Source organism: Streptomyces sp. NPDC025721 (assembly GCF_055558595.1).
The window spans coordinates 91,785-110,257 of the sequence record NZ_JBVHMF010000016.1 but is presented as its reverse complement, the minus strand read 5'-3'; the positions used below and the strand labels follow the sequence as shown (position 1 = coordinate 110,257).

The window sequence follows — 18,473 nt, the reverse complement described above, 5'->3', positions numbered from 1 at the left end:
GTCTCGCGACGCCCCGGCCCCGTGACCGACGACCACCACCGTCCCGCCCGTACGGCACTCGCTTCCATTTCCGTGGCAGAATTCGATGATTACTTCCATCGAGGTCGGCTGATATGGCGAAGGCGCTCGCACTCGACGATCTGGACCGCGGCCTGATCCACGCCCTGCAAGTGGACGGCCGGGCGCCGTTCACGCTCGTCGCGGACGTCCTCGGCTGCTCCACCCAGACCGTCGTACGCCGCTACCGCCGCCTGTACGCGCACGCGGGCCTCCGGGTGGTCGCGCTGCCCGCGCCGCGCAGCGCCGGTATCCACCAGTGGTTCGTACGGCTGACCGCCGCCACGCGCGCCGCGCACGACATCGCGGTCGCCCTCGCGCGGCGCCCCGACACCTCGTGGGTACGGCTGACCTCGGGCGGCACCGAGATCGTCGCGATCATCCACACCCAGCCCGCGGGCCCCGACGCGCACGCGCTGCTGCTGCGCGACATCCCCCGTACCGCCGGGATCACCGCGGTGTCCGCGCACTACCTCCTGCACACCTACGTCGGCGGACCGACCGCCTGGCACGGACGGGTCGGTGTCCTGGACGCCGCACAGCGGGCGCGGCTGCGCGCCGAGAGCGCCGCCGAGGAGCCGGACGCCTCGCCGTATCTCCTCACCGGCTCCGACCGCCTCCTGCTGGACGCGCTGCGCGACGACGCCCGGATCAGCTACGCGGAACTCGCCGCCGCGACCGGCTCCACGGCCGCCACCGTCGCCCGCACACTCGCCGAACTGCGCACGCGCGGCGCGCTCTTCCTCGACGTGGACATCGAACCCGCGGTGCTGGGCGTGACCGTGTCGGCGCTGCTGTGGATGCAGGTGAAGCCCGCGCATCTGGACGCGGTCGCCACGGAGTTGGCGGGCCACCAGGAACTGGCGATGGTCGCGGCGACGACCGGGCCGACGAATCTGGTCGCGCAGGCGCTGTGCGGGGACGCGGAGGAACTGCACCGCTATCTGACCCGCGAGGTCGCGCTCGACCCGATCGCGCGGATCGAGACGGCGCCGGTCCTGCGCACCTACAAGGCCGCCGCGACCCTCCGGATCGGCTGAGGACGGGGCCGAGGGGCCGGGACCGGATCGGACCCGCCGCTCACAACCGCTCGGGCGCGCCCTGCTGTTGGGCGGAGACACGGCGGTACAGGGCCTGCGCCTCGGCGGTCCTGCCGAGCTGTTCCAGGCAGTGCGCCTCGTCGTTGCGACTGGTGAGGGTGTCGGAGTGGTCGGCGCCCAGCACGCGCTCGCGCGCCTCGGCGACCTCGTGGTAGACCGCGAGCGCGGTCGACCAGCGGCCCAGCCAGCCCAGCCCCACCGCTATCTCCCGCTTGCTGACGAGGGTGTCGGGGTGCTCCGCGCCCAGCACCCGCTCGCGCACCGCCGCCACGTCGCGCGCCTCGGCCAGCGCCCGGTCCCAGTGGCCGAGCCGTCCCAGATTGACCCCGAGCGCGTGCCGGGCCCGCAGCGTCTCGGCGTCGGTGGAGCCCCCGGTCCTGGTCCTGGCCTCGACCAACTCCTCGTACAGCGCGAGGGCGTCGCCGCTGCGGCCGAGCCGTCCGAGGCAGATGCCGGTCTCGTAGCGCGCGGCCAGCGTGTCGGAGTGGTCGGCGCCCAGCACCCGGGCGCGCGCGGCGGCCACGTCGCGGTAGGTGGCCAGCGCCTCGGCCCAGCGGCCCGCGCGGCCCTGCGCGTAGCCGACCTCGAAGCGGGTCACCAGCGTCTCGGGGTGATCGGCGCCCAGCACCCGCGCCCGGGCGTCGGCGACCTCGACGGCCATCGCGTACGACTCGTCCGTCCGGCCGAGACGGCCCAGGTTGAAGGCCAGATTGTGCTTGCAGTGCAGGGTGTCGGGGTGGTCCGCGCCGACCGTGCGCTCGCGCGCCGCCAGCACGGCCGAGTAGATCTGGTGGGCCTCCAGGTAACGGCCGAGGCTGCCCAGCGCGTACGCGGCCTCGTGCCGGGCCACCAGCGTGTCCGGGTGGTCGGGGCCGAGGACCCGGCGGCGTACGTCCGAGATGTACTCGTACAGCCGCAGCGACTCCTCGGTGCGGCCGAGCCTGCCCAGGCAGAAGGCGGCCTCGTGGCGGCTGGCCAGGGTGTCGGGGTGCTCGGTGCCGAGCGCGCGGTCGCGGGCGGCGGCGACGGAGGTGTGGAGGTCGTACGCCTGCCGCCAGTTGCCGACCCGGCCGAGGTCGATGCCCTCGGTGTGCCGGGCGGCGAGCGCGGCCAGGGTGTCGGGGCCCGCGGCGGCGACGACCACGCGGGTGGACCAGGCGCCGGTGAGCTCGTGGTGCGGCGCGTCGGGGATGCGGTGCGCGCGGGTGGAGCGCGCGGCGGAGCCGGTGGTCAGTCCGCTGGCCCAGGACGGCAGCGCCGAGGGACGCTCGGCGGCGGCCGCGCCCGCCGCCGCCCGCATGGCCTTGAGCCGGCCGCCGACGTCAGCGGCGTCCTGCGGGCGGTCCTCCGGGTCCTTGGCGAGCAGGTCGAGGATCAACCGGTCCAGTTCGGCGGGGAGTTCCGGCCGCGTCATCCGTGGCGGGTCGGGCGCGGTGTCCCGGTGGCCGACCAGGATCGACCAGGCGTCCTCCAGGTCGAACGGCGGCCGTCCGGTGGCCAGTTCGTACAGCACGCAGCCCAACGAGTAGAGGTCGCTGCGCTGGTCGACCTCGGAGACCGCGCCGATCTGCTCGGGCGACATGTAGTGCGGGGTGCCCATCGCCATGCCGGTGCCGGTGAGCCGGGAGGTGAAGCCGATGTCGTGGCCGAGCCGGGCGATGCCGAAGTCGCAGATCTTCACCGCGCCGTCGCTGAGCCGCATGATGTTGGCCGGTTTCAGGTCGCGGTGCACAATGCCCTGGGTGTGCGTGTACGCGAGGGCGTCCGCGACCTGTTCCGCGATGTCGGTGATGTCGGGGACCGGCAGCGGATGGCGCCGCGCGTCGTCCAGCACCTGGAGCAGATTGCGGCCGTCGAGCAGTTCCATCACCAGGTAGAGGACGCCGTCGTGTTCGCCGAAGTCGTGCACGACGGTGACCCCGCGGTGCTGGAGGGACGCCGCGACGCGCGCCTCGCGGCGGAAGCGCTCCTGGAGGATGCGGGTGAATCCCGCGTCGCCCGCGTGGCCGACCGGTTTCAGGCACTTCACCGCGACCCGGCGGCCCAGCGACTCGTCCAGCGCACGCCAGACCTCGCCCATGCCGCCGCGGCCGATCAGTTCGTGCAGCCGGTACCGTCCCTGGATGAGGGTCCCCAGTCCCTCGGGGCCGTTCCCCTGCCCGCGTCCCGGTCCGTGTCCCTGCTCGCGCCCCTGCTGGTAGGTCTGTTCGCGTCCCTGGCCGTGTCCCTGTGGATGTCCCTGGTCGTGTCCGTCGTGATGTCCAGCCGCCATCGCGTGCCGCCGCCCCCGTGGTCCTCGGTGCTTCCCCGGTCCCAGTATGGCCGCGACCGCCGACAAGCGGCACAGCGCATCAGGGCAAAACGGCCGCGGACTCGCGAAGCCGCGGCCCGCCGGGCGGGTGACGGGTGACGGGCGCCGGGCCCCACCAGTCGGACCGACGGCCGGGTGACGGCTCCGACCCGCCGGACCGCCACGGGCACGCGCCCCGGCGGGGGCCGAACAGCCGGGCACCCGCCGCACAGGTCCTAGCGGCGGACGCGCGGCATCCCCAGGCCGATCCAGGAGATGATCTCGCGCTGGATCTCGTTGTTGCCGCCGCCGAAGGTGAAGATGACGGCGCTGCGGTAGCCGCGTTCCAGCTCGCCGTGGAGCACGGCGCCCGCCGAGCCCTCCTTCAGCGGTCCGGCCGCCGCGGTCACCTCCATCAGCCAGGCGTACGCGTCCCGCCGGGCCTCGCTGCCGTAGACCTTGACCGCGGAGGCGTCCTGCGGGGTGAGGGTGCCGCGCTGGAGGGCGTCCACCATCTGCCAGTTGAGCAGCTTCATGGCGTCGAGCCGGGTGTGCGCGCGGGCCAGCCGGCCGCGGACCCAGCCGAGGTCGATGACGCGGCGGCCGTCGTCGAGCTTGGTGTCGGCGGCCCAGCGCTGGACGTCGTGCAGGGCGCGGATCGCCATGGTGCCGTGCGCGGCCAGCGTGACCCGCTCGTGGTTGAGCTGGGTGGTGATCAGCCGCCAGCCCTTGTTCTCCTCGCCGACCCTGCGGGCGACGGGCACGCGGACGTCGTCGTAGTAGCTGGCGGTCGTGTCGTGCGAGGCCAGGGTGTTGATCACCGTGCAGGAGTAGCCGGGGTCGGTGGTCGGCACCAGCAGCATGCTGATGCCCTTGTGCGGCGGCGCGTCCGGATCGGTGCGCACCGCGAGCCACACCCAGTCGGCGGTGTCGCCGTTGGTGGTCCAGATCTTCTGGCCGTTGACCACGTACGTGTCGCCGTCGCGCACCGCGCGGGTCTTGAGCGCGGCGAGGTCGGTGCCCGCGTCGGGCTCCGAGTAGCCGATGGCGAAGTCGATCTCGCCCGCGACGATCTTCGGCAGGAAGTACGCCTTCTGCTCGTCGGTGCCGAACTGCATGATCGTCGGACCGACGGTGTTGAGTGCCATCAGCGGAAGTGGCACCCCGGCCTGCGCGGCCTCGTCGAAGAAGATGAACTGCGCCATCGGCGTCATCCCGCGCCCGCCGAATTCGGTGGGCCAGCCGATCCCGAGCCAGCGGTCGGCGCCGAGCTCGCGGATCGTCCGCCGGTAGAAGTCCTTGCGTGCGGCGGGGTCGTCGTGCCGGGCGTAGGCGTTGTCCGGTACGAGACCGGCGAAGTAGTCGCGCAACTCGGCGCGCAGCCGCCGCTGTTCGGGCGTGTATTCCAGGTCCACGGCCCCTCCTGAACTCTTCGGGACTCCCGTCGGGACGCGTCGGCGGTGCCGGCCGCTGCCCCGATACCGGCGCACACAGTAGAACGCGTTCCAGAAATTCGGAAGGGCCGTGCGAGGGGCGGCGACGGCCGATAGCCCGGCGCGGGAACGGGGGCGGCCGGGTGCCGCGACGGTCCACGACACCCCGCCCGCGGGCAGCCGGGATTCGCCGCCGCCGTGGGTGATACTGCAATTTCGCTGGTGGGCGCCGTGTCCACCGGTCCGTGGACGGACGCGAGGGACGCACACACGTATGGCCGACGGGCAGGACGACCCCCACGAGGACGACCGGACCGGGCCGCCGGGGGCCGGCGGGGAACCGGGAGCCGAAGGAGGGGAAGCCCCCAAGGAGGACACGCCGTCCGTGCCGGGCGCCACAGCCCTCGGCGTCCGGCGGTACCGAGGGCGGCGGACGATGCGGGTGACCGCGCTCGCCGTCTCCGTCCTGGTCCTGCTGACCGCCGCGACCGGCGCCTTCCTCTACCTCCGCCTGGACGGCAACATCCGCGATCTGCCCCTGTTCGGCGGGGTCGGCGGCGACGCGGGCACCGAGCGGGCCGACGCCTTCGGCAGGACCCCGATCAATGTGCTGGTGATCGGCTCCGACACCCGCGCGGACCCGGAGGACTGCCGGCTCGGCGGCGACTGCGGCCCGGGGCAGAACGCGGACGTGGGCATGGTGCTGCACATCTCCGCCGACCGCTCGCACGCCTCGGTGCTCAGCATCCCCCGCGACACGGTGACCGACCTGCCCGCCTGCCGCGACCCGCACGGCGGTGTCACCGAGCCCCGGCACGCCCAGATCAACTCCACGCTGCGCTACGGCCCCGGCTGTACGGTCGCGGCCGTGCACGCGCTCACGCGGATCCCCATCGACCACTTCGTGATGGCCGACTTCGCGGGCGTGGTCCGGATGTCCGACGCGGTCGGCGGCGTCCCGGTCTGCGTGGACCGCAATGTGTACGACTCCTACTCGCACCTGAAGCTGGCCAAGGGCAGGCACGAACTCCAGGGCACGGCCGCGCTCCAGTTCCTGCGCTCGCGCCACGCGTTCGGCGACGGCAGCGACCTCGGCCGTACGGACGCGCAGCATCTCTTCCTCGGCGCGCTCGCCCACCGGCTGCGCGAGAACAGCACGTTCACCGACCCGGCCTCGCTGCTGGACCTCGCGGACGCGGCCACCCGGGCGCTCACCGTGGACACCCGGCTCGGGAGCGTCTCCCGGCTGGTCGGCCTGATCGACGACCTGCGCAAGGTGCCGTCGGCGCGGATCGCGTTCGTCACCATGCCCAACATGCCCGATCCGGAGGATCCCGACCGCGTGGTCGTCTCGCACTCCGGCCGCCGCCTGTTCGCCGCCATCGCGGCCGACCTCCCGCTGACCGTCACGGACTCCCGGGCGATCGACGGCAAGCCCGACGATCCGACGGACGCCACGGGCCCCACGGACTCCACGGATTCCACGGCGGGGGTCACGGGTGGTGACGACGGCGACCCGTCAGGGGACGCGGCGGGGGACCCCTACGGCGGCGAGGCGGCCACCGCCACCCCGCGCCCGACTCCGGCCCCGCCCCTGACCCACGCCTTCGGCCGTACCGCCAGCGGAAAGGCCGCCTGCGCGCGGGTCGCCACCGGACCCGCGGTCACCGTGCGTGGCGAGACCCTGACCCCGAGCGCCGCCTTCCGCGCCACCCCCTGGATCCCGGTCTCCGCGCCCTGACCGCCCCGCTCACCTGAGCACGCGGGTGCGGAACGCGCTGTGCGGCGCGTATGCGGCGATACTGGGGGGAGACGCGACAGCCCGGCCGGAGCATGCCGTGGGCCGACCGGGCAAGGCGGTCCCCGAACCGCGTCCGGCCCCTTGACCTGGACGAGGGCCCCCGGGCGCCGCACTGCCGACCTTCTCAGGAGGTACTGATGAAGATGCTGATCAACGTCGCCGAGACCGTGGTCGCCGACGCGCTGCGCGGGATGGCGGCGGCGCATCCGGAGCTGACCGTCGACGTCGAGCGGCGGGTGATCGTGCGGCGGGGGGCGCCGTACGAGGGGAAGGTCGGTCTGGTGTCCGGCGGTGGTTCCGGGCACGAGCCGCTGCACGGCGGATTCGTCGGACGCGGGATGCTGGACGCCGCCTGTCCCGGCGAGGTCTTCACCTCGCCCGTGCCGGACCAGATGGTACGGGCCGCCGCCGCGGTCGACAGCGGGGCCGGGGTGCTGTTCATCGTGAAGAACTACACCGGTGACGTGCTCAACTTCGACATGGCCGCCGAGCTGGCGGAAGACGAGGGCGTGCAGGTCGCCAAGGTCCTGGTCAACGACGACGTGGCGGTGGTCGACAGCCTCTTCACGGCGGGACGGCGCGGTACCGGTGCGACGCTCTTCGTGGAGAAGCTGGCGGGCGCCGCGGCCGACGCGGGAGCGCCGCTCGACCGGGTGGCGGCCGTGGCCCGCCGGGTCAACGAGTCCTCGCGCAGCTTCGGCGTGGCGCTCAGCGCCGTGACCACGCCCGCCAAGGGCGCCCCGACCTTCGACCTGCCCAGCGGCGAGCTGGAGCTGGGCATCGGCATCCACGGCGAGCCGGGGCGCGAGCGCCGGGCCATGATGACGTCCGGCGAGATCGCCGATGTGGCGGTCGACGCGGTCGTGGAGGACCTACAGCCGGACGGACCGGTGATCGTGCTGGTCAACGGGATGGGCGCGACGCCGCTGCTGGAGCTGTACGGCTTCAACGCCGAGGTGCACCGGGCCCTGACCGAACGCAAGGTCCCGGTCGCGCGCACACTGGTCGGTAACTATGTGACCTCGCTCGACATGGCGGGCTGCTCGGTGTCGATCTGCCAGGTCGACGAGGAGCTGCTGGGGCTGTGGGACGCGCCGGTCTCGACGCCCGCGCTGCGCTGGGGCTGCTGAGCGCCTGCTCTCCCGCGCAGTACCGACCGCTCCCGGCCACCGGCCGCCACCGCCGAAAGGACCGTACAACCGTATGAATGCCCTCCCCTCCCCCGGATCCGCCGGCTCCACCGTCGACGCGGACTTCGTGCGGCGCTGGCTGGACACGGCCACCGCCTCCGTCGACCGCGAGTCCGAGCGGCTGACCGAACTCGACTCGCCCATCGGCGACGCCGACCACGGCAGCAATATGCGGCGCGGTTTCATCGCGGCGCGCGACGCCGTCGAGCAGGAACCGCCCGGCACGCCCGGCGGCGTGCTGGTGCTGGTGGGCCGGACGCTGATCAGCACGGTCGGCGGGGCGTCGGGGCCGCTGTACGGCACGCTGCTGCGCAAGGCGGGCAAGGAGCTGGGCGACGAGGAGGCCGTGGGCGCGGACCGGCTGCGGGACGCGCTGCGCGCGGGGGTGGACGGGGTCGCCCAGCTGGGCGGCGCGTCGGCTGGGGACAAGACGATGCTGGACGCTCTGCTCCCGGCGGTGGACGCGCTGACCGGCGCGCTCGACGCGGGCGGCTCGCTGGCCGAGGGCCTGGCCGCCGCGGCCTCCGCGGCCGACGAGGGCGCGAAGGCCACCACGCCGCTGCGCGCCCGCAAGGGCCGGGCCAGCTACCTCGGCGAGCGCAGCGTCGGCCACCAGGACCCGGGCGCGACCTCGGCGGCCCTCCTGGTCGACGCGCTGGCCGCCACGGCGCGGGACGGTGCCGCGTGACCACCCCGATAGTCGGCATAGTGCTCGTGTCGCACAGCGCCTCCGTCGCGGCCTCCGTCGTCGCGCTCGCCACCGGACTGACCGGCGGCGCGGCCGATGTGCCGGTCGTCGCGGCGGGCGGCGGCCCGGACGGCGGGCTCGGCACCAGCTCCGATCTGATCGTCTCGGCCGCCCGTACGGTCGACCAGGGCGCGGGGGTGGCCGTCATCGCGGACCTGGGCAGCGCCGTACTCACCGTCAAGGCGCTGCTCGCGGACGACGAACTGCCCTCCGGCAGCCGGTTGTTGAACGCCCCCTTCCTCGAAGGCGCGGTCGCCGCGGTTGTCACGGCCTCGACCGGCGCGGACCTGGACGCGGTGGCCGCGGCGGCCGAAGACGCGTACACCTACCGCAAGTTGTGATCTGAGGCGCCGGAGAAGCCCGCGGGCCCCCGCCGTCCCACAAGGGTGACGGCGGGGGCCCGCGGGCTGCTGCGGGTCAGCGTCCGTAGCTGATCAGGGCGCGGACCATGCGGCAGGTGATGTCGGACGGCGGGTGGACGCCGATGCGCTCGGCGGTGTCGTGGATCCGGCGGTTGCTCGCCTGCGCCGGGTCGTAGACGCCCGAGTCGAGCAGGGCGATGACCAAGCGCATCGTCTTGAGCCGGCGGTTGTGCGCGATGTACCACTCACGCGGCCGTCCGGCGGGAAGCGGCTTCTTCGGCAAGGACAGTAGGGGCAGTGCGGCAACGGCCATCGGCATCCTCCTGAGGCGTCGGCCAACCCTCTCGAACACTGTCGATTTTACCGCCAAGCACTGACAAAGGCCGCTGCTCAGACGGGGGTTGGCGGAGGTTCTTCCGACCCGCGCGAGGGCCCTCCGCACGGCGCTTCACACGGCGCTTCGCGGGGCACTTCGCAGGACATTTCGCCGAGGGCCTTCGCGGTCCGCGGGACAGGCCCGTGCGTGCCATGGGGCGAAGGGGCCGTTCGTGATCCGCCGGACAGGCCCTAGCCGCCAAGCAGCCGTACGGCGTGGTGGGCGGCGGCGAAGCAGCGCGGGTCCTCGTAGGTCGCGTACTCGCGCCGCGCCACCTCGGCGATCTTGATGGCGTGTTCGTCGCGCAGTTCGACCGCGGTCTCGACGATCCGGCGGCGCTCCGCGGGGTCGTGGGAGTCCACGGCCGGTGCGGCGGGGTCGGGTTCACCGCGTCCGGTGAAGATGTTGAGCAGCGTTCCCGACACGTCGCGGACCGCTTCGTAGGAGGGCAGCGCGAGTTGCGGCGGCAGGTGCGGCAGCGTCATCCGGACCGCGGCGGGCGCGGTGACGGCGTGGATGGCAGGCACCGGATTGCCGCCCGGCCGCATCAGGGTGTAGCGCCCGGCGCCGATCGCGGTCAGCTCGGCGAGCGCGGCGTCCACCGACTGTTCGAGCCGCGCGTCGGCGGCGGCGAACAGCTTGGACTTCGGTCGGCGGCCGAGTGTCCTGACCGCGCCCACGGCCTTCGCGCCGCGCGCGAGGGCGCCGTCCGGCGGCTGGTAGAGCGCGGCCCAGAAGGCGAGGCCGTTGGCCAGTTCGTGGAGTTGTACGGTGCTCGGCGCGCCGACGGCGGTGATGCCGCGTACGGCGTGCGCGGTACGGATCACGCCGTGGGTCAGACCGGCGAACATGCCGGGAGTCAGCCGGGGCCACCACTTGACCAAGGTCTCCCGCCAGCCCGCGCCGTCGATCTCGCGCCGGAACAGCGTCGCCCAGTCGGCGAGCCGCCGGGCCTCGCCGAGCGCGGCGCGCCAGGAGTCGGGGTCCGCCGCGTCGATGGGGGCGAAGAGGTCGGGCGGCGCGCCGAGGCCGCGGTGGCCCGCGTACCACTCGACCCAGTCCGGCACCTGGTCGCCGTGGCCGAGGGCGGCCAGCGCCTCGGCTCCCATCGGGGCGTGGAGCGCGAATCCGCGCAGCTGATTGCCGGACCCGAGGAAGAACCCGGCGTGACCGAGCCGTTCCAGGGCCTCGTTGACGGCGGTGTCGTACGTGTCGTCGCGCGTGCTGTCGTACGCGTCGTCATGGCTGGGGGTGGCGTCGGGCATGGCGGGCACGGTCCCCTCGGGGTTGCGCGGAAGCGGCGGGTCGGGCGCGGGCGATGCGGTGCGGTGAGTCGCAGTACGGTGCGGTGCGGCGAGTCGCGGGCGGCGCGGTGCGGGAAACGGGCCCCGCTCCCCCTCGAACCGGGGAACGGAGCCCGCGCACCGCTGTCGCCCTGTACCGGTTCAGCCCCTGGCGGGGGCCGGGTCGGCGGGCGAGGCGGCGGCCTCCGCGGCGGCGATCTCGTCCGCGCTGAGCGGCAGCCCGTGGGGGTTGGCCGAGGCGCCGTCGATCTTCTTGACGAGCAGGCAGGACAGCGCGCCCAGCGCCATCACCACGACGGACACCAGCAGTGTCGGGTGCATGGCGTCGATGAAGCCGTGCCCGAAGACCGCGGTGCCGGCGTCCTGGATGCGGTGCGCCGCGTCGGCGGGGACGTCCGAGGGGAGCTTCAACCCCGAGGTGTTGCCCGCCACTTCGAGGTGCTTGCCCGCGTTGTCGAAGCTCTTCACGAACCCCTCGCGGTAGTCCGCGGGTACGCTCCCGGCCCGCTGCGCCGCCTGGTCCTTGAGGGAGGAGGCGAGCTGCCCCTGGAGCACCGCGCCGACCACGGCGCCCGCGAGCACGGAACCGACCTGCCGCAGCGCGTTGTTGACGCCGGACGCGGCGCCGGTGAGCTTGGGCGGCACATTGCGCATGACCTCGGTGGCCATCGGGGTGAAGGTGCAGCCCGCGCCCATGCCCATGATGAACAGCGGTGCCACGATGCCGGTCCAGCTCTGGCCGACGTCGGCCACGGACATCACCCACAGCAGACCGCCGCCGTACAGCACGAGGCCGGTCATCAGGATGTACTTGCCGCCCAGCTTCTCGGAGAGCACACCCGCGGGGCCGGCCATCACGAAGGTGCCGACGGACAGGGGCAGCAGCACGATGCCGGACTTCATGGCGCTGTAGCCGAGGATGGACTGGAGGTAGACGGTGATCGGGAGGAAGAGGCCCACGATGCCGAACGAGATCGCGATGCCGACGAAGTTCATGATCGTGAAGTTGCGGTCCTTGAACAGCGAGAACGGCACGAGGGGTTCGTTGTCCTGCTGGCCGCGCTGGTAGACCAGGAAGACCGCGAAGACCACGGCGGAGGCGGCGATCGACGTCCAGATCCAGCCGTTCCAGTTGTACTTCTGTCCCTCGATCAGCGCGAAGGAGAGCAGGAAGAGGGTCAGCGACAGCAGGACGACGCCGGGAACGTCGAAGCGGTGCTTGACCGTTCGTTCCGCGTTGGGGATGAACAGCAGGGCGCCGGCCACCGCCAGGACGCCGAGCGGGATGTTGACGAAGAAGATCCAGCGCCAGTCGATCTTGGTGACGAGCACGCCGCCGACGGCCGGGCCCGCGGCGCCGGACACACCGGCCACGATGCCCCAGATGCCGAGCGCGACACCGCGCTTCTCGTGCGGGAAGACGTCGATGATCAGGGAGAGGGTCTGCGGCAGCAGCATCGCGGCGCCGATGCCCTGGATCGCGCGGAAGGTGATGAGCTGCGACGGGTTCTGCGACAGACCGCAGGCCAGGCTCGCCAGGGTGAACAGCGCGACGCCGTAGACGAAGAGGTTCTTCTTGCCGGTCAGATCGCCCATCCGGCCCGCGGTGATCAGGAGTACGGCGAGCGCCAGGGTGTACGCGTTGGTGATCCACAGGATCTGGTCGAGTGACGCGTTCAGGTGCTCCACCATGTCCGGAATGGCGATGTTGACGATCGTCAGGTCGAGCAGTGTCATGAAGAACCCGATGGACAGCACCGTCAGGATCGCCCACGGGTTGCCCCGCAACTTGTTCACAATTCCTCCTTGCCGTGGGCGTGGCAGGCGCTCACGGTCGCGTGTGTCGTTCGAGGCGGCGACGATCAGCTCTACGGCCCCAAGAGGAGCCCTCCGCGAGCGGATGTGACATCGCCGTCGGGCGGTGAGGCAGGGATCACAGGCGTGACACCGGCGCGGCCACCGGCGGGAATCGCCGAGGTGAACGCGCGGGTGCGGGGGTGTGCTCGCCCGGCGCCCGCGGCGCGGTCAGGGCGGCGAAAAGCCCCCGTGTGAAGGGGAGTTCCCCCACGGAGGCTGTTGTGGGGCAGGACAAGCCCCTGGGAAAACCGTGACAGACGCCTTCTGGTCCGTCAACCGGCGGCTACAGGTGGGTCACCTCGCGCAGCACGGCGACCTCGCGGGGTTCGAGCCCTTCGAGAATGGTCAGGGCGGTGCGGCGGACCTCGGCCGCGGCGGCCGTGTCACCGGCGGCGTGATGGGTGTCACCCAGATAACTGAGCGTCACGACCTCCTCGGCGAGGTCGCCCAACGCCCGGGTGATCTCCAGCGACCGTTCGAAGGCATCGACGGCCTCCGCGTACTGCCCGAGCCCGTGGTGGGCGTAGCCCAGATTGTCCCAGGCGACCGCCTGCATCGGCCGGTCGCCGAGCACGCTGTAGAGCGCCAGGCCCTGCTGACACTGCGTCAGGGAGGCGGAGAAGTCGCCGAGTCTGCCCAGCAGCCAGCCCGCCGCGTTACGGGCCCGCGCCTCGCCGTGCTGGTGCGCGACGACGTTGAACAACTCCGCTGCCTGCTGGGCGTATTCGAGCGCTTCCTGGTAGCGGCCCCGGTGTTCGAGCACCGAGCTGAGGCCGAAGTAGGTGTGCGCGAGACCGGTGCTGTCGTCGAGGTCGCGGTAGACCCCGGCGCAGTGTTCGAGGTGGGTGAGGGCGGCCGGGTAGGCGACCAGCCACGAGTAGCTGGTGCCGAGACCCCGGTGCACGCCGGAGCGCCGGGGGCCCCAGGGGTCGGGCGGCGAGGCCGGGTTGGGGCCGCGCCGGTCGGAGACGCCCATCAGGATCCAGCCGAGCCGGTCGGAGTGCACGTCGAAGCCGTTGACATCGGCCTGCGTGACGGTGGCCATCAGGACCTGCTCCTCGGCCTCCATCCACTCCGCAGCCCGCCGCGCGTCGGCGAGCGTCTCGGGCACCGCGCCCGGCTCCGGGTCCCCCAGCGTCAGCGGGATCGGCACCGGGCTCAGCAGCCTGGCCGCCGCGTGGGCGGTGTGCAGGTAGTGGTCGAGCACCCGCAGCAGGACCGTACGGCGCTCCGCCTCGCTGTCGTGCGTGGCGGTCAGCTCACCGGCGTACGCGCGGAGCAGGTCGTGGAAGGTGAAGCGGCCCGGCACATGCTCCATCACCAGGTGGGCGCGGGTCAGGTCGTACAGCGCGCGGCGTGCCTCGGCGACGGTCACCCCGGTCAGGCTCGCCGCGGCCGGGACGGTGATGTCGGGTCCCGGGTGGACCGACAGCAGCCGGAACATCCGCCGGGCGGACTCCGACAGGTGCCCGTACGACCAGGAGAAGACCGCGCGCAGGTCGGTGGAGGCGTCGCCGATGTCGAGGGTGTCGAGCCGGTGCCGTACGTCGCGCAGCGCGGCGACCAGGTCGGCGAGCGACAGCCGGGGCGAGACGAGGGCGCGGGCGGCGGCGATGCTCAGGGCGAGCGGCAGCCGGGCGCACAGCTCGACCAGTTCGGCGGCTGCCTCGGGTTCCGCGGCGGTGCGCTCGGGGCCGAGGCGGCGGGCCAGCAGGTCCAGCGACTCCACCGCGCTGAGCAGGTCGAGGGTGACGGGGGTGGCGCCTTCGGCGGCGATCAGGCCGGTCAGTTGATTGCGGCTGGTGATCACCACGGCGCAGGAGGTGCTGCCGGGCAGCAGCGGCCGGACCTGGTCGGTGTCGCGCGCGTTGTCCAGGACGATCAGGACCCGGCGGCCCGCCAGCAGGGTGCGGTAGAGCGCCGCGCGGGCGTCCAGTTCCTCGGGGACGCTCTCGGCGGGCACCCCGAGCGCGTCGAGGAAGCCGCGGATCGCCTCGACCGGCGCCAACGGGCGGGAGCCGGGAGCGAATCCGCGCAGATTGACGTGGAGCTGGCCGTCGGGGAAGCGCTCGGCGTTGCGCTGCGCCCAGTGGATGGCCAGCGTCGTCTTGCCGATGCCCGCGGTGCCGTCGATGGCCGAGATGACGGCGGTGCCGCCGAACTGCACGGCGTGGTCGAGGAGTTCGTCGAGGAGCTTGAGCTGTCTGCGGCGGCCGGTGAAGTGCCGTGAGGCGGCGGGGAGTTGGCGGGGCACGCGGGCCGGGGCGGCGACCGGTCCGCCCTCCGTGGCGCGCGGCTTCTCGGGGGCGGCGACCGAGGGATCATTGGCGAGAATCCGCTGGTGCAGCAGATCGAGCGCGGGCGGTACGTCCAGGCCCATCTCGTCGGCCAGGCGGGTGCGCAGCCCGTGGAAGGCGGCGAGCGCCTCGCTCTGTCTGCCACCGCGGTGCAGTGCGAGCATGAGCTGGCTGACCGGCTTCTCGCGCAGCGGGTACTCGGCGACGATCGCGGACAGTGAGGCGACCACTTCCGTATGCCGCCCGAGGGCCAACTGGTGGTCGGTACAGGTCTCCTGGACCGCGAGCCGCCGTTCGTTCCAGGCCGCCGCCCTGGCCTCGATCACCCGCCCCGAGAGCCCGGCGAGCGCGGGTCCGTGCCACAACTCCAGCGCCGCACCCAGCAGTTCCACGCACTCGGCGAGGTCGCCCGCGACGCGCGCCGACTCCGCGGCGGCCACCTGACGGTCGAATTCGGCACTGTCCAGCGCGCCTTCGCTCACCGCCATCCGGTATCCCGCGTCTCCGACGGCCGTGATGTCCCCGGTCCCGCCGGGAGCGGCGACCAGCGCCGAGCGCAGTCGCGACACCGCGTTGCGGATCTGCTTTCCGGCCGTGGCGGGCGGAGTCTCGTCCCAGAGGGCGTCGACGAGGTGGCTGAGCGATACGGTCCTGTTGGCTTCGAGGAGCAGCAGCGCGAGGACTCGCTGTTCCCTGGGCCCGCCGAGGGATATTCGGGTCCGACCGGACCAGGCCTCCAAGGCGCCGAGGACCCGAAACCTCACGCCGTCCCCCTTACCGGGCTCGCCCGGCGTTGTGATCGGAAACTGCATCATAGACCGCGGGCTCCAATGAGGACCAGTTGAGGACGAGTTGAGGCCGCCGTGCCCAATGCTTGAGCCAGGCCCTTCAGCTGAGTAGTCGATGTAGTCGATTGATTAGTCGATCAGTGCGGTGAAGGCAAACAAGCTTGACGGTCTTCCGCCACCCAACGGGGGTGTGGCGTGAAGATCGGCTCGATGGCATACGCCTCGGGTCCCGGCGGCCGATGGCCGGGACACGCGCGGTGCCTCCCCTGGGCGAGGCCCGGGTTCGGAACCGGCACGGGGCGGCTCCGCACCCGGGCCTCGTTCGTACCCCCGCGCGGGCCGGTGTCCTCGGTGCGGCTGTTACGGGGCCGGGTATCCGGGGTGCGCCGCTCCCGGAGCGGTGGCGGGCGCGAACCACGTGGGGTCGTCGCGCAGCGCCATGTCGATCCGGCCGCGGGCGATCGGGCCGAGCGGCGGCAGTTCGTCAAGCGCGAACCAGCGCACGTCGAGCGATTCGTCGTCGTTCACCCGCGCCTCGCCGCCGACGGCCCGACAGCGCAGCACGATGTCGATGTACTGGGCGCGGTCGCCGTTGTCGTACCTCACCGGCTCGTTGGTGAAGACGCTCAGCACCTTCTCGACGACGGCGTGCACCCCGGTCTCCTCCTCGATCTCCCGGACGGCCGCCTCGGCGGGCTGCTCGCCCGGATCGGGGATGCCACTGATGAGCGCCCATTTTCCGGTGTCCGTACGGCGGTTGAGCAGGATCCGGCCGCGGTCGTCGAAGACGACGGTCACCACACCCGGCAGGAGCAGCAGGGTGTCCCCCGCCTTCGCGCGGATGTCTCGGATGAATTCGGGAATCGCCATGCCCAGAGCGTACGAGAACGACGGTGAACGCCACACCAGCACCAGGTTTCCCACGTGGTGCCGGGTTCCCGTACGACGTATCCACAGGTCGGGGTGTCACCCGTTACGGTGGCGACAGACAGCGCCCACGCGGGGAACGCGGGTGTGACGGTACCCCGTCGCGCCCGGGTGGCAGGGGGTACCGGGGGATGGACACGACGGCCGGCGGGACGCCGGGCGCCACGCGTACGAAGGCGGCCGGAGCGCCGCGCCCGCCGCGGCGCGAACCGCGTCCGTACAGCGGCACCACCGACGCCGTCGGCATCGCCCTCCTCGTCTGCTGCGGCGTCTGGACGCTGATCGCCGCCGCGGGCCGCGCCGCCCGCCCCGAGGGCACCCTGCTCGCCATCCTCGCGGTCAGCGCCGGATACGCGGCCGGCCGCATCCTCGGCGCGCTGCTGCCGGTGTTCGCGCCCGCCGTCGCGGCCGTGGCGGTACTCGCCCTGGTCCTCGTCCCGCCGAGCCGGCTGTCCGCGCACCCCGACGCGCCGCCGCTCGGCTATCCGAACGCCGACGCCGCGCTGCTGGTCCTCGCGGTCGGCGCCGCCTGCTGCGCCGCGTGGGCGGTCCGGGGCAAGGGGTGGCGGCTCGGGCTGCGGCTCGTGGCGGCGGGCGCCGCCGTCACCGCGCTCGCGCTGGGCTCGGCGGCGGGCTTCGCGGCGGGGATCGCCGTCGTCCTGTACTCGCTGGCCGCCGCCCGGATGCGGCGGCGGCTGCTCGGCCTGTGCGGGCTGGCGCTGGCCGCCGCGCTCGCCGTCGGCGGCAGCTACGCCGTCGCGGTCGACGCCCTGCCGTCGGGTCTGTCCGAATCGCTGACCGGCCAGCTCACCCAGCCGCGGGTCGAGCTGTGGCACGAGGCGATCGACCTGGCCGAGCGGCACCCGCTGCGCGGGGTCGGGCCCGAGCGGTTCACCGAGGAGAACGCCGGTCCGCCCGCGGACGCCACCACCGCCGTCGCAGCCTCACCGCCGTCCGCGCCGCTCCAGCTCGCCGCCGAGCAGGGCATTCCGGGCGCGGCGCTGCTCGCCGTCGCCTTCGGCTGGCTGCTGTACGCCCTGTGGCGCTCGCCGCGCCCCACCCCCGTCGTCCTCACCGCGGGCGCCGCCCTCACCGGGCTCGCCCTGCTCGCCACCGTCGACCACGTGCTCAGCTACGCCGTGGTCACAGCGGGAGCCGGGTTCCTCGCGGGCATGGCCACGGCCCGCCCTCTGCCGGACGACGGCTGCCCGCCGGTGGCCGGGTCGGCGTCCGGCCTCTTGCTGCCGGACGACGGATTCGGTCCACTGCGCTGACCGGGTGGCGCGGCCTCGGGGCCCGCCCCGGATACGGGTGTGCGGGCCTGGGTGTCTCCGGCCCGCGGGACGCGGGTCAGGCGCCGGAGGTGTGGCGGGCGGTGCGCAGCGTCAGCAGGTCGCGGATGGTGTCCACGGCGCCCTGCGCGTCGTCGACGGTGACCGTGAAGCGGCGACCGCTGCCGAGGTCGATGACCAGGCCCTGGCCACGGCGGACGACGACCGCGGTGCCCTCCTCGGGGCGCCAGCGGTAACCCCAGCCGCCCCAGTTGCGCGGGCTGACCAGGGGCGCGAGCTGGGCGCCGCTGACCTGCTCCAGCGGGATACGGCGGCGCGGCACTCCGATGTGGCCGCAGCGCACGTCGACCGCGTCGTGGTCGACCCGGACCCTGACGTGCGTGAAGGCGACCGTGCCGAACAGCACCAGGAGCCCGACGGCCACGCAGCCCACCACGGACATCACCAGCGGGGCCAGGCCCGAGGTTGCGTCGGGGCCTTCCACGGCCAGCTCGATGCCCAGCGCCATGCAGGCGGCGCCACAGGCGGCGAGCACCCATTGCATGCGGTTACGGGCCCGCCCCGTCCAGACCTGGGGCGCGCCGCTCTCCGGCCGAGGAGGGTGCGTCATGCTGTGAAGGGTACTGGGATACCCACCAGAAGGCAGCCCTA

The 18,473-nt window shown here is 73.2% G+C and carries 14 protein-coding genes; 6 read left to right on the top strand and 8 right to left on the bottom strand.

Features of this window, described 5'->3' with window-relative positions:
- The first annotated feature begins 113 nt into the window (after nt 1–113).
- Nucleotides 114–1,097, top strand: coding sequence for an Lrp/AsnC family transcriptional regulator (locus ACZ4EF_RS22500; protein WP_401313953.1), 984 nt, complete (start codon nt 114–116; stop codon nt 1,095–1,097).
- A gap of 40 nt (nt 1,098–1,137) precedes the next feature.
- Here ACZ4EF_RS22500 and ACZ4EF_RS22495 read toward each other — a convergent pair whose 3' ends face one another.
- Nucleotides 1,138–3,429, bottom strand: coding sequence for a serine/threonine-protein kinase (locus ACZ4EF_RS22495; RefSeq protein WP_355343947.1), 2,292 nt, complete (start codon nt 3,427–3,429; stop codon nt 1,138–1,140).
- A gap of 254 nt (nt 3,430–3,683) precedes the next feature.
- Nucleotides 3,684–4,862 carry an acyl-CoA dehydrogenase family protein gene (locus tag ACZ4EF_RS22490; RefSeq protein WP_401724719.1) on the bottom strand — a complete coding sequence of 393 codons (1,179 nt, stop codon included), beginning with the start codon at nt 4,860–4,862 and terminating at the stop codon, nt 3,684–3,686.
- Nucleotides 4,863–5,154: 292 nt separating this feature from the next.
- Between ACZ4EF_RS22490 and ACZ4EF_RS22485 the strand changes: the two genes are divergently transcribed.
- From ACZ4EF_RS22485 to ACZ4EF_RS22470, 4 genes are all read left to right on the top strand, one after another.
- Nucleotides 5,155–6,621: an LCP family protein gene (locus ACZ4EF_RS22485; RefSeq protein ID WP_467506241.1), complete on the top strand. Its 1,467-nt coding sequence runs from the start codon at nt 5,155–5,157 to the stop codon at nt 6,619–6,621.
- 197 nt (nt 6,622–6,818) lie between these two features.
- Entirely contained in the window at nt 6,819–7,811 is a 993-nt protein-coding gene (gene dhaK, locus ACZ4EF_RS22480; protein ID WP_391050147.1) for a dihydroxyacetone kinase subunit DhaK, read from the top strand.
- A gap of 73 nt (nt 7,812–7,884) precedes the next feature.
- Nucleotides 7,885–8,559, top strand: coding sequence for a dihydroxyacetone kinase subunit DhaL (gene dhaL, locus ACZ4EF_RS22475; protein ID WP_355343936.1), 675 nt, complete (start codon nt 7,885–7,887; stop codon nt 8,557–8,559).
- Nucleotides 8,556–8,960: a PTS-dependent dihydroxyacetone kinase phosphotransferase subunit DhaM gene (locus ACZ4EF_RS22470; RefSeq protein WP_391050151.1), complete on the top strand. Its 405-nt coding sequence runs from the start codon at nt 8,556–8,558 to the stop codon at nt 8,958–8,960. The genes dhaL and ACZ4EF_RS22470 overlap by 4 nt, the downstream gene beginning before the upstream one ends.
- 76 nt (nt 8,961–9,036) lie before the next feature.
- Here the strand turns inward: ACZ4EF_RS22470 and ACZ4EF_RS22465 are convergent, their stop codons facing one another.
- The 5 genes from ACZ4EF_RS22465 to ACZ4EF_RS22445 all read right to left on the bottom strand — a co-directional run bounded on the left by ACZ4EF_RS22465 (nt 9,037) and on the right by ACZ4EF_RS22445 (nt 16,473).
- Nucleotides 9,037–9,294, bottom strand: coding sequence for a hypothetical protein (locus ACZ4EF_RS22465; protein WP_355343930.1), 258 nt, complete (start codon nt 9,292–9,294; stop codon nt 9,037–9,039).
- A 254-nt stretch (nt 9,295–9,548) separates the two neighbouring features.
- Entirely contained in the window at nt 9,549–10,622 is a 1,074-nt protein-coding gene (locus tag ACZ4EF_RS22460; RefSeq protein WP_467506240.1) for a hypothetical protein, read from the bottom strand.
- 180 nt (nt 10,623–10,802) lie between these two features.
- Entirely contained in the window at nt 10,803–12,458 is a 1,656-nt protein-coding gene (locus ACZ4EF_RS22455) for an MFS transporter (protein ID WP_355343925.1), read from the bottom strand.
- Nucleotides 12,459–12,801: 343 nt separating this feature from the next.
- Nucleotides 12,802–15,579, bottom strand: coding sequence for an AfsR/SARP family transcriptional regulator (locus ACZ4EF_RS22450; protein WP_467506239.1), 2,778 nt, complete (start codon nt 15,577–15,579; stop codon nt 12,802–12,804).
- Between the two features lie 384 nt (nt 15,580–15,963).
- Nucleotides 15,964–16,473 carry an NUDIX hydrolase gene (locus tag ACZ4EF_RS22445; RefSeq protein WP_391050159.1) on the bottom strand — a complete coding sequence of 170 codons (510 nt, stop codon included), beginning with the start codon at nt 16,471–16,473 and terminating at the stop codon, nt 15,964–15,966.
- A gap of 188 nt (nt 16,474–16,661) precedes the next feature.
- On the opposite strand from ACZ4EF_RS22445, the gene ACZ4EF_RS22440 reads away from it, so the two are divergent.
- Complete coding sequence (locus ACZ4EF_RS22440; RefSeq protein ID WP_467506238.1) at nt 16,662–17,804, top strand: O-antigen ligase family protein; 1,143 nt, start codon at nt 16,662–16,664, stop codon at nt 17,802–17,804.
- Nucleotides 17,805–17,880: 76 nt separating this feature from the next.
- Here the strand turns inward: ACZ4EF_RS22440 and ACZ4EF_RS22435 are convergent, their stop codons facing one another.
- On the bottom strand, nt 17,881–18,432 hold the full coding sequence (locus ACZ4EF_RS22435) for a hypothetical protein (RefSeq protein WP_401313969.1): 552 nt from the start codon (nt 18,430–18,432) through the stop codon (nt 17,881–17,883).
- Nucleotides 18,433–18,473 lie beyond the last annotated feature (41 nt).

Bases quoted from the DNA above. Each gene is read 5' to 3' on its own strand.
- ACZ4EF_RS22460 (WP_467506240.1), bottom strand. From the start codon at position 10,622: ATGCCCGACGCCACCCCCAGCCATGACGACGCGTACGACAGCACGCGC.
- dhaL (WP_355343936.1), top strand. From the start codon at position 7,885: ATGAATGCCCTCCCCTCCCCCGGATCCGCCGGCTCCACCGTCGACGCG.
- dhaK (WP_391050147.1), top strand. From the start codon at position 6,819: ATGAAGATGCTGATCAACGTCGCCGAGACCGTGGTCGCCGACGCGCTG.
- ACZ4EF_RS22445 (WP_391050159.1), bottom strand. From the start codon at position 16,473: ATGGCGATTCCCGAATTCATCCGAGACATCCGCGCGAAGGCGGGGGAC.
- ACZ4EF_RS22495 (WP_355343947.1), bottom strand. From the start codon at position 3,429: ATGGCGGCTGGACATCACGACGGACACGACCAGGGACATCCACAGGGA.
- ACZ4EF_RS22465 (WP_355343930.1), bottom strand. From the start codon at position 9,294: ATGGCCGTTGCCGCACTGCCCCTACTGTCCTTGCCGAAGAAGCCGCTT.
- ACZ4EF_RS22435 (WP_401313969.1), bottom strand. From the start codon at position 18,432: ATGACGCACCCTCCTCGGCCGGAGAGCGGCGCGCCCCAGGTCTGGACG.
- ACZ4EF_RS22440 (WP_467506238.1), top strand. From the start codon at position 16,662: ATGGACACGACGGCCGGCGGGACGCCGGGCGCCACGCGTACGAAGGCG.
- ACZ4EF_RS22485 (WP_467506241.1), top strand. From the start codon at position 5,155: ATGGCCGACGGGCAGGACGACCCCCACGAGGACGACCGGACCGGGCCG.
- ACZ4EF_RS22500 (WP_401313953.1), top strand. From the start codon at position 114: ATGGCGAAGGCGCTCGCACTCGACGATCTGGACCGCGGCCTGATCCAC.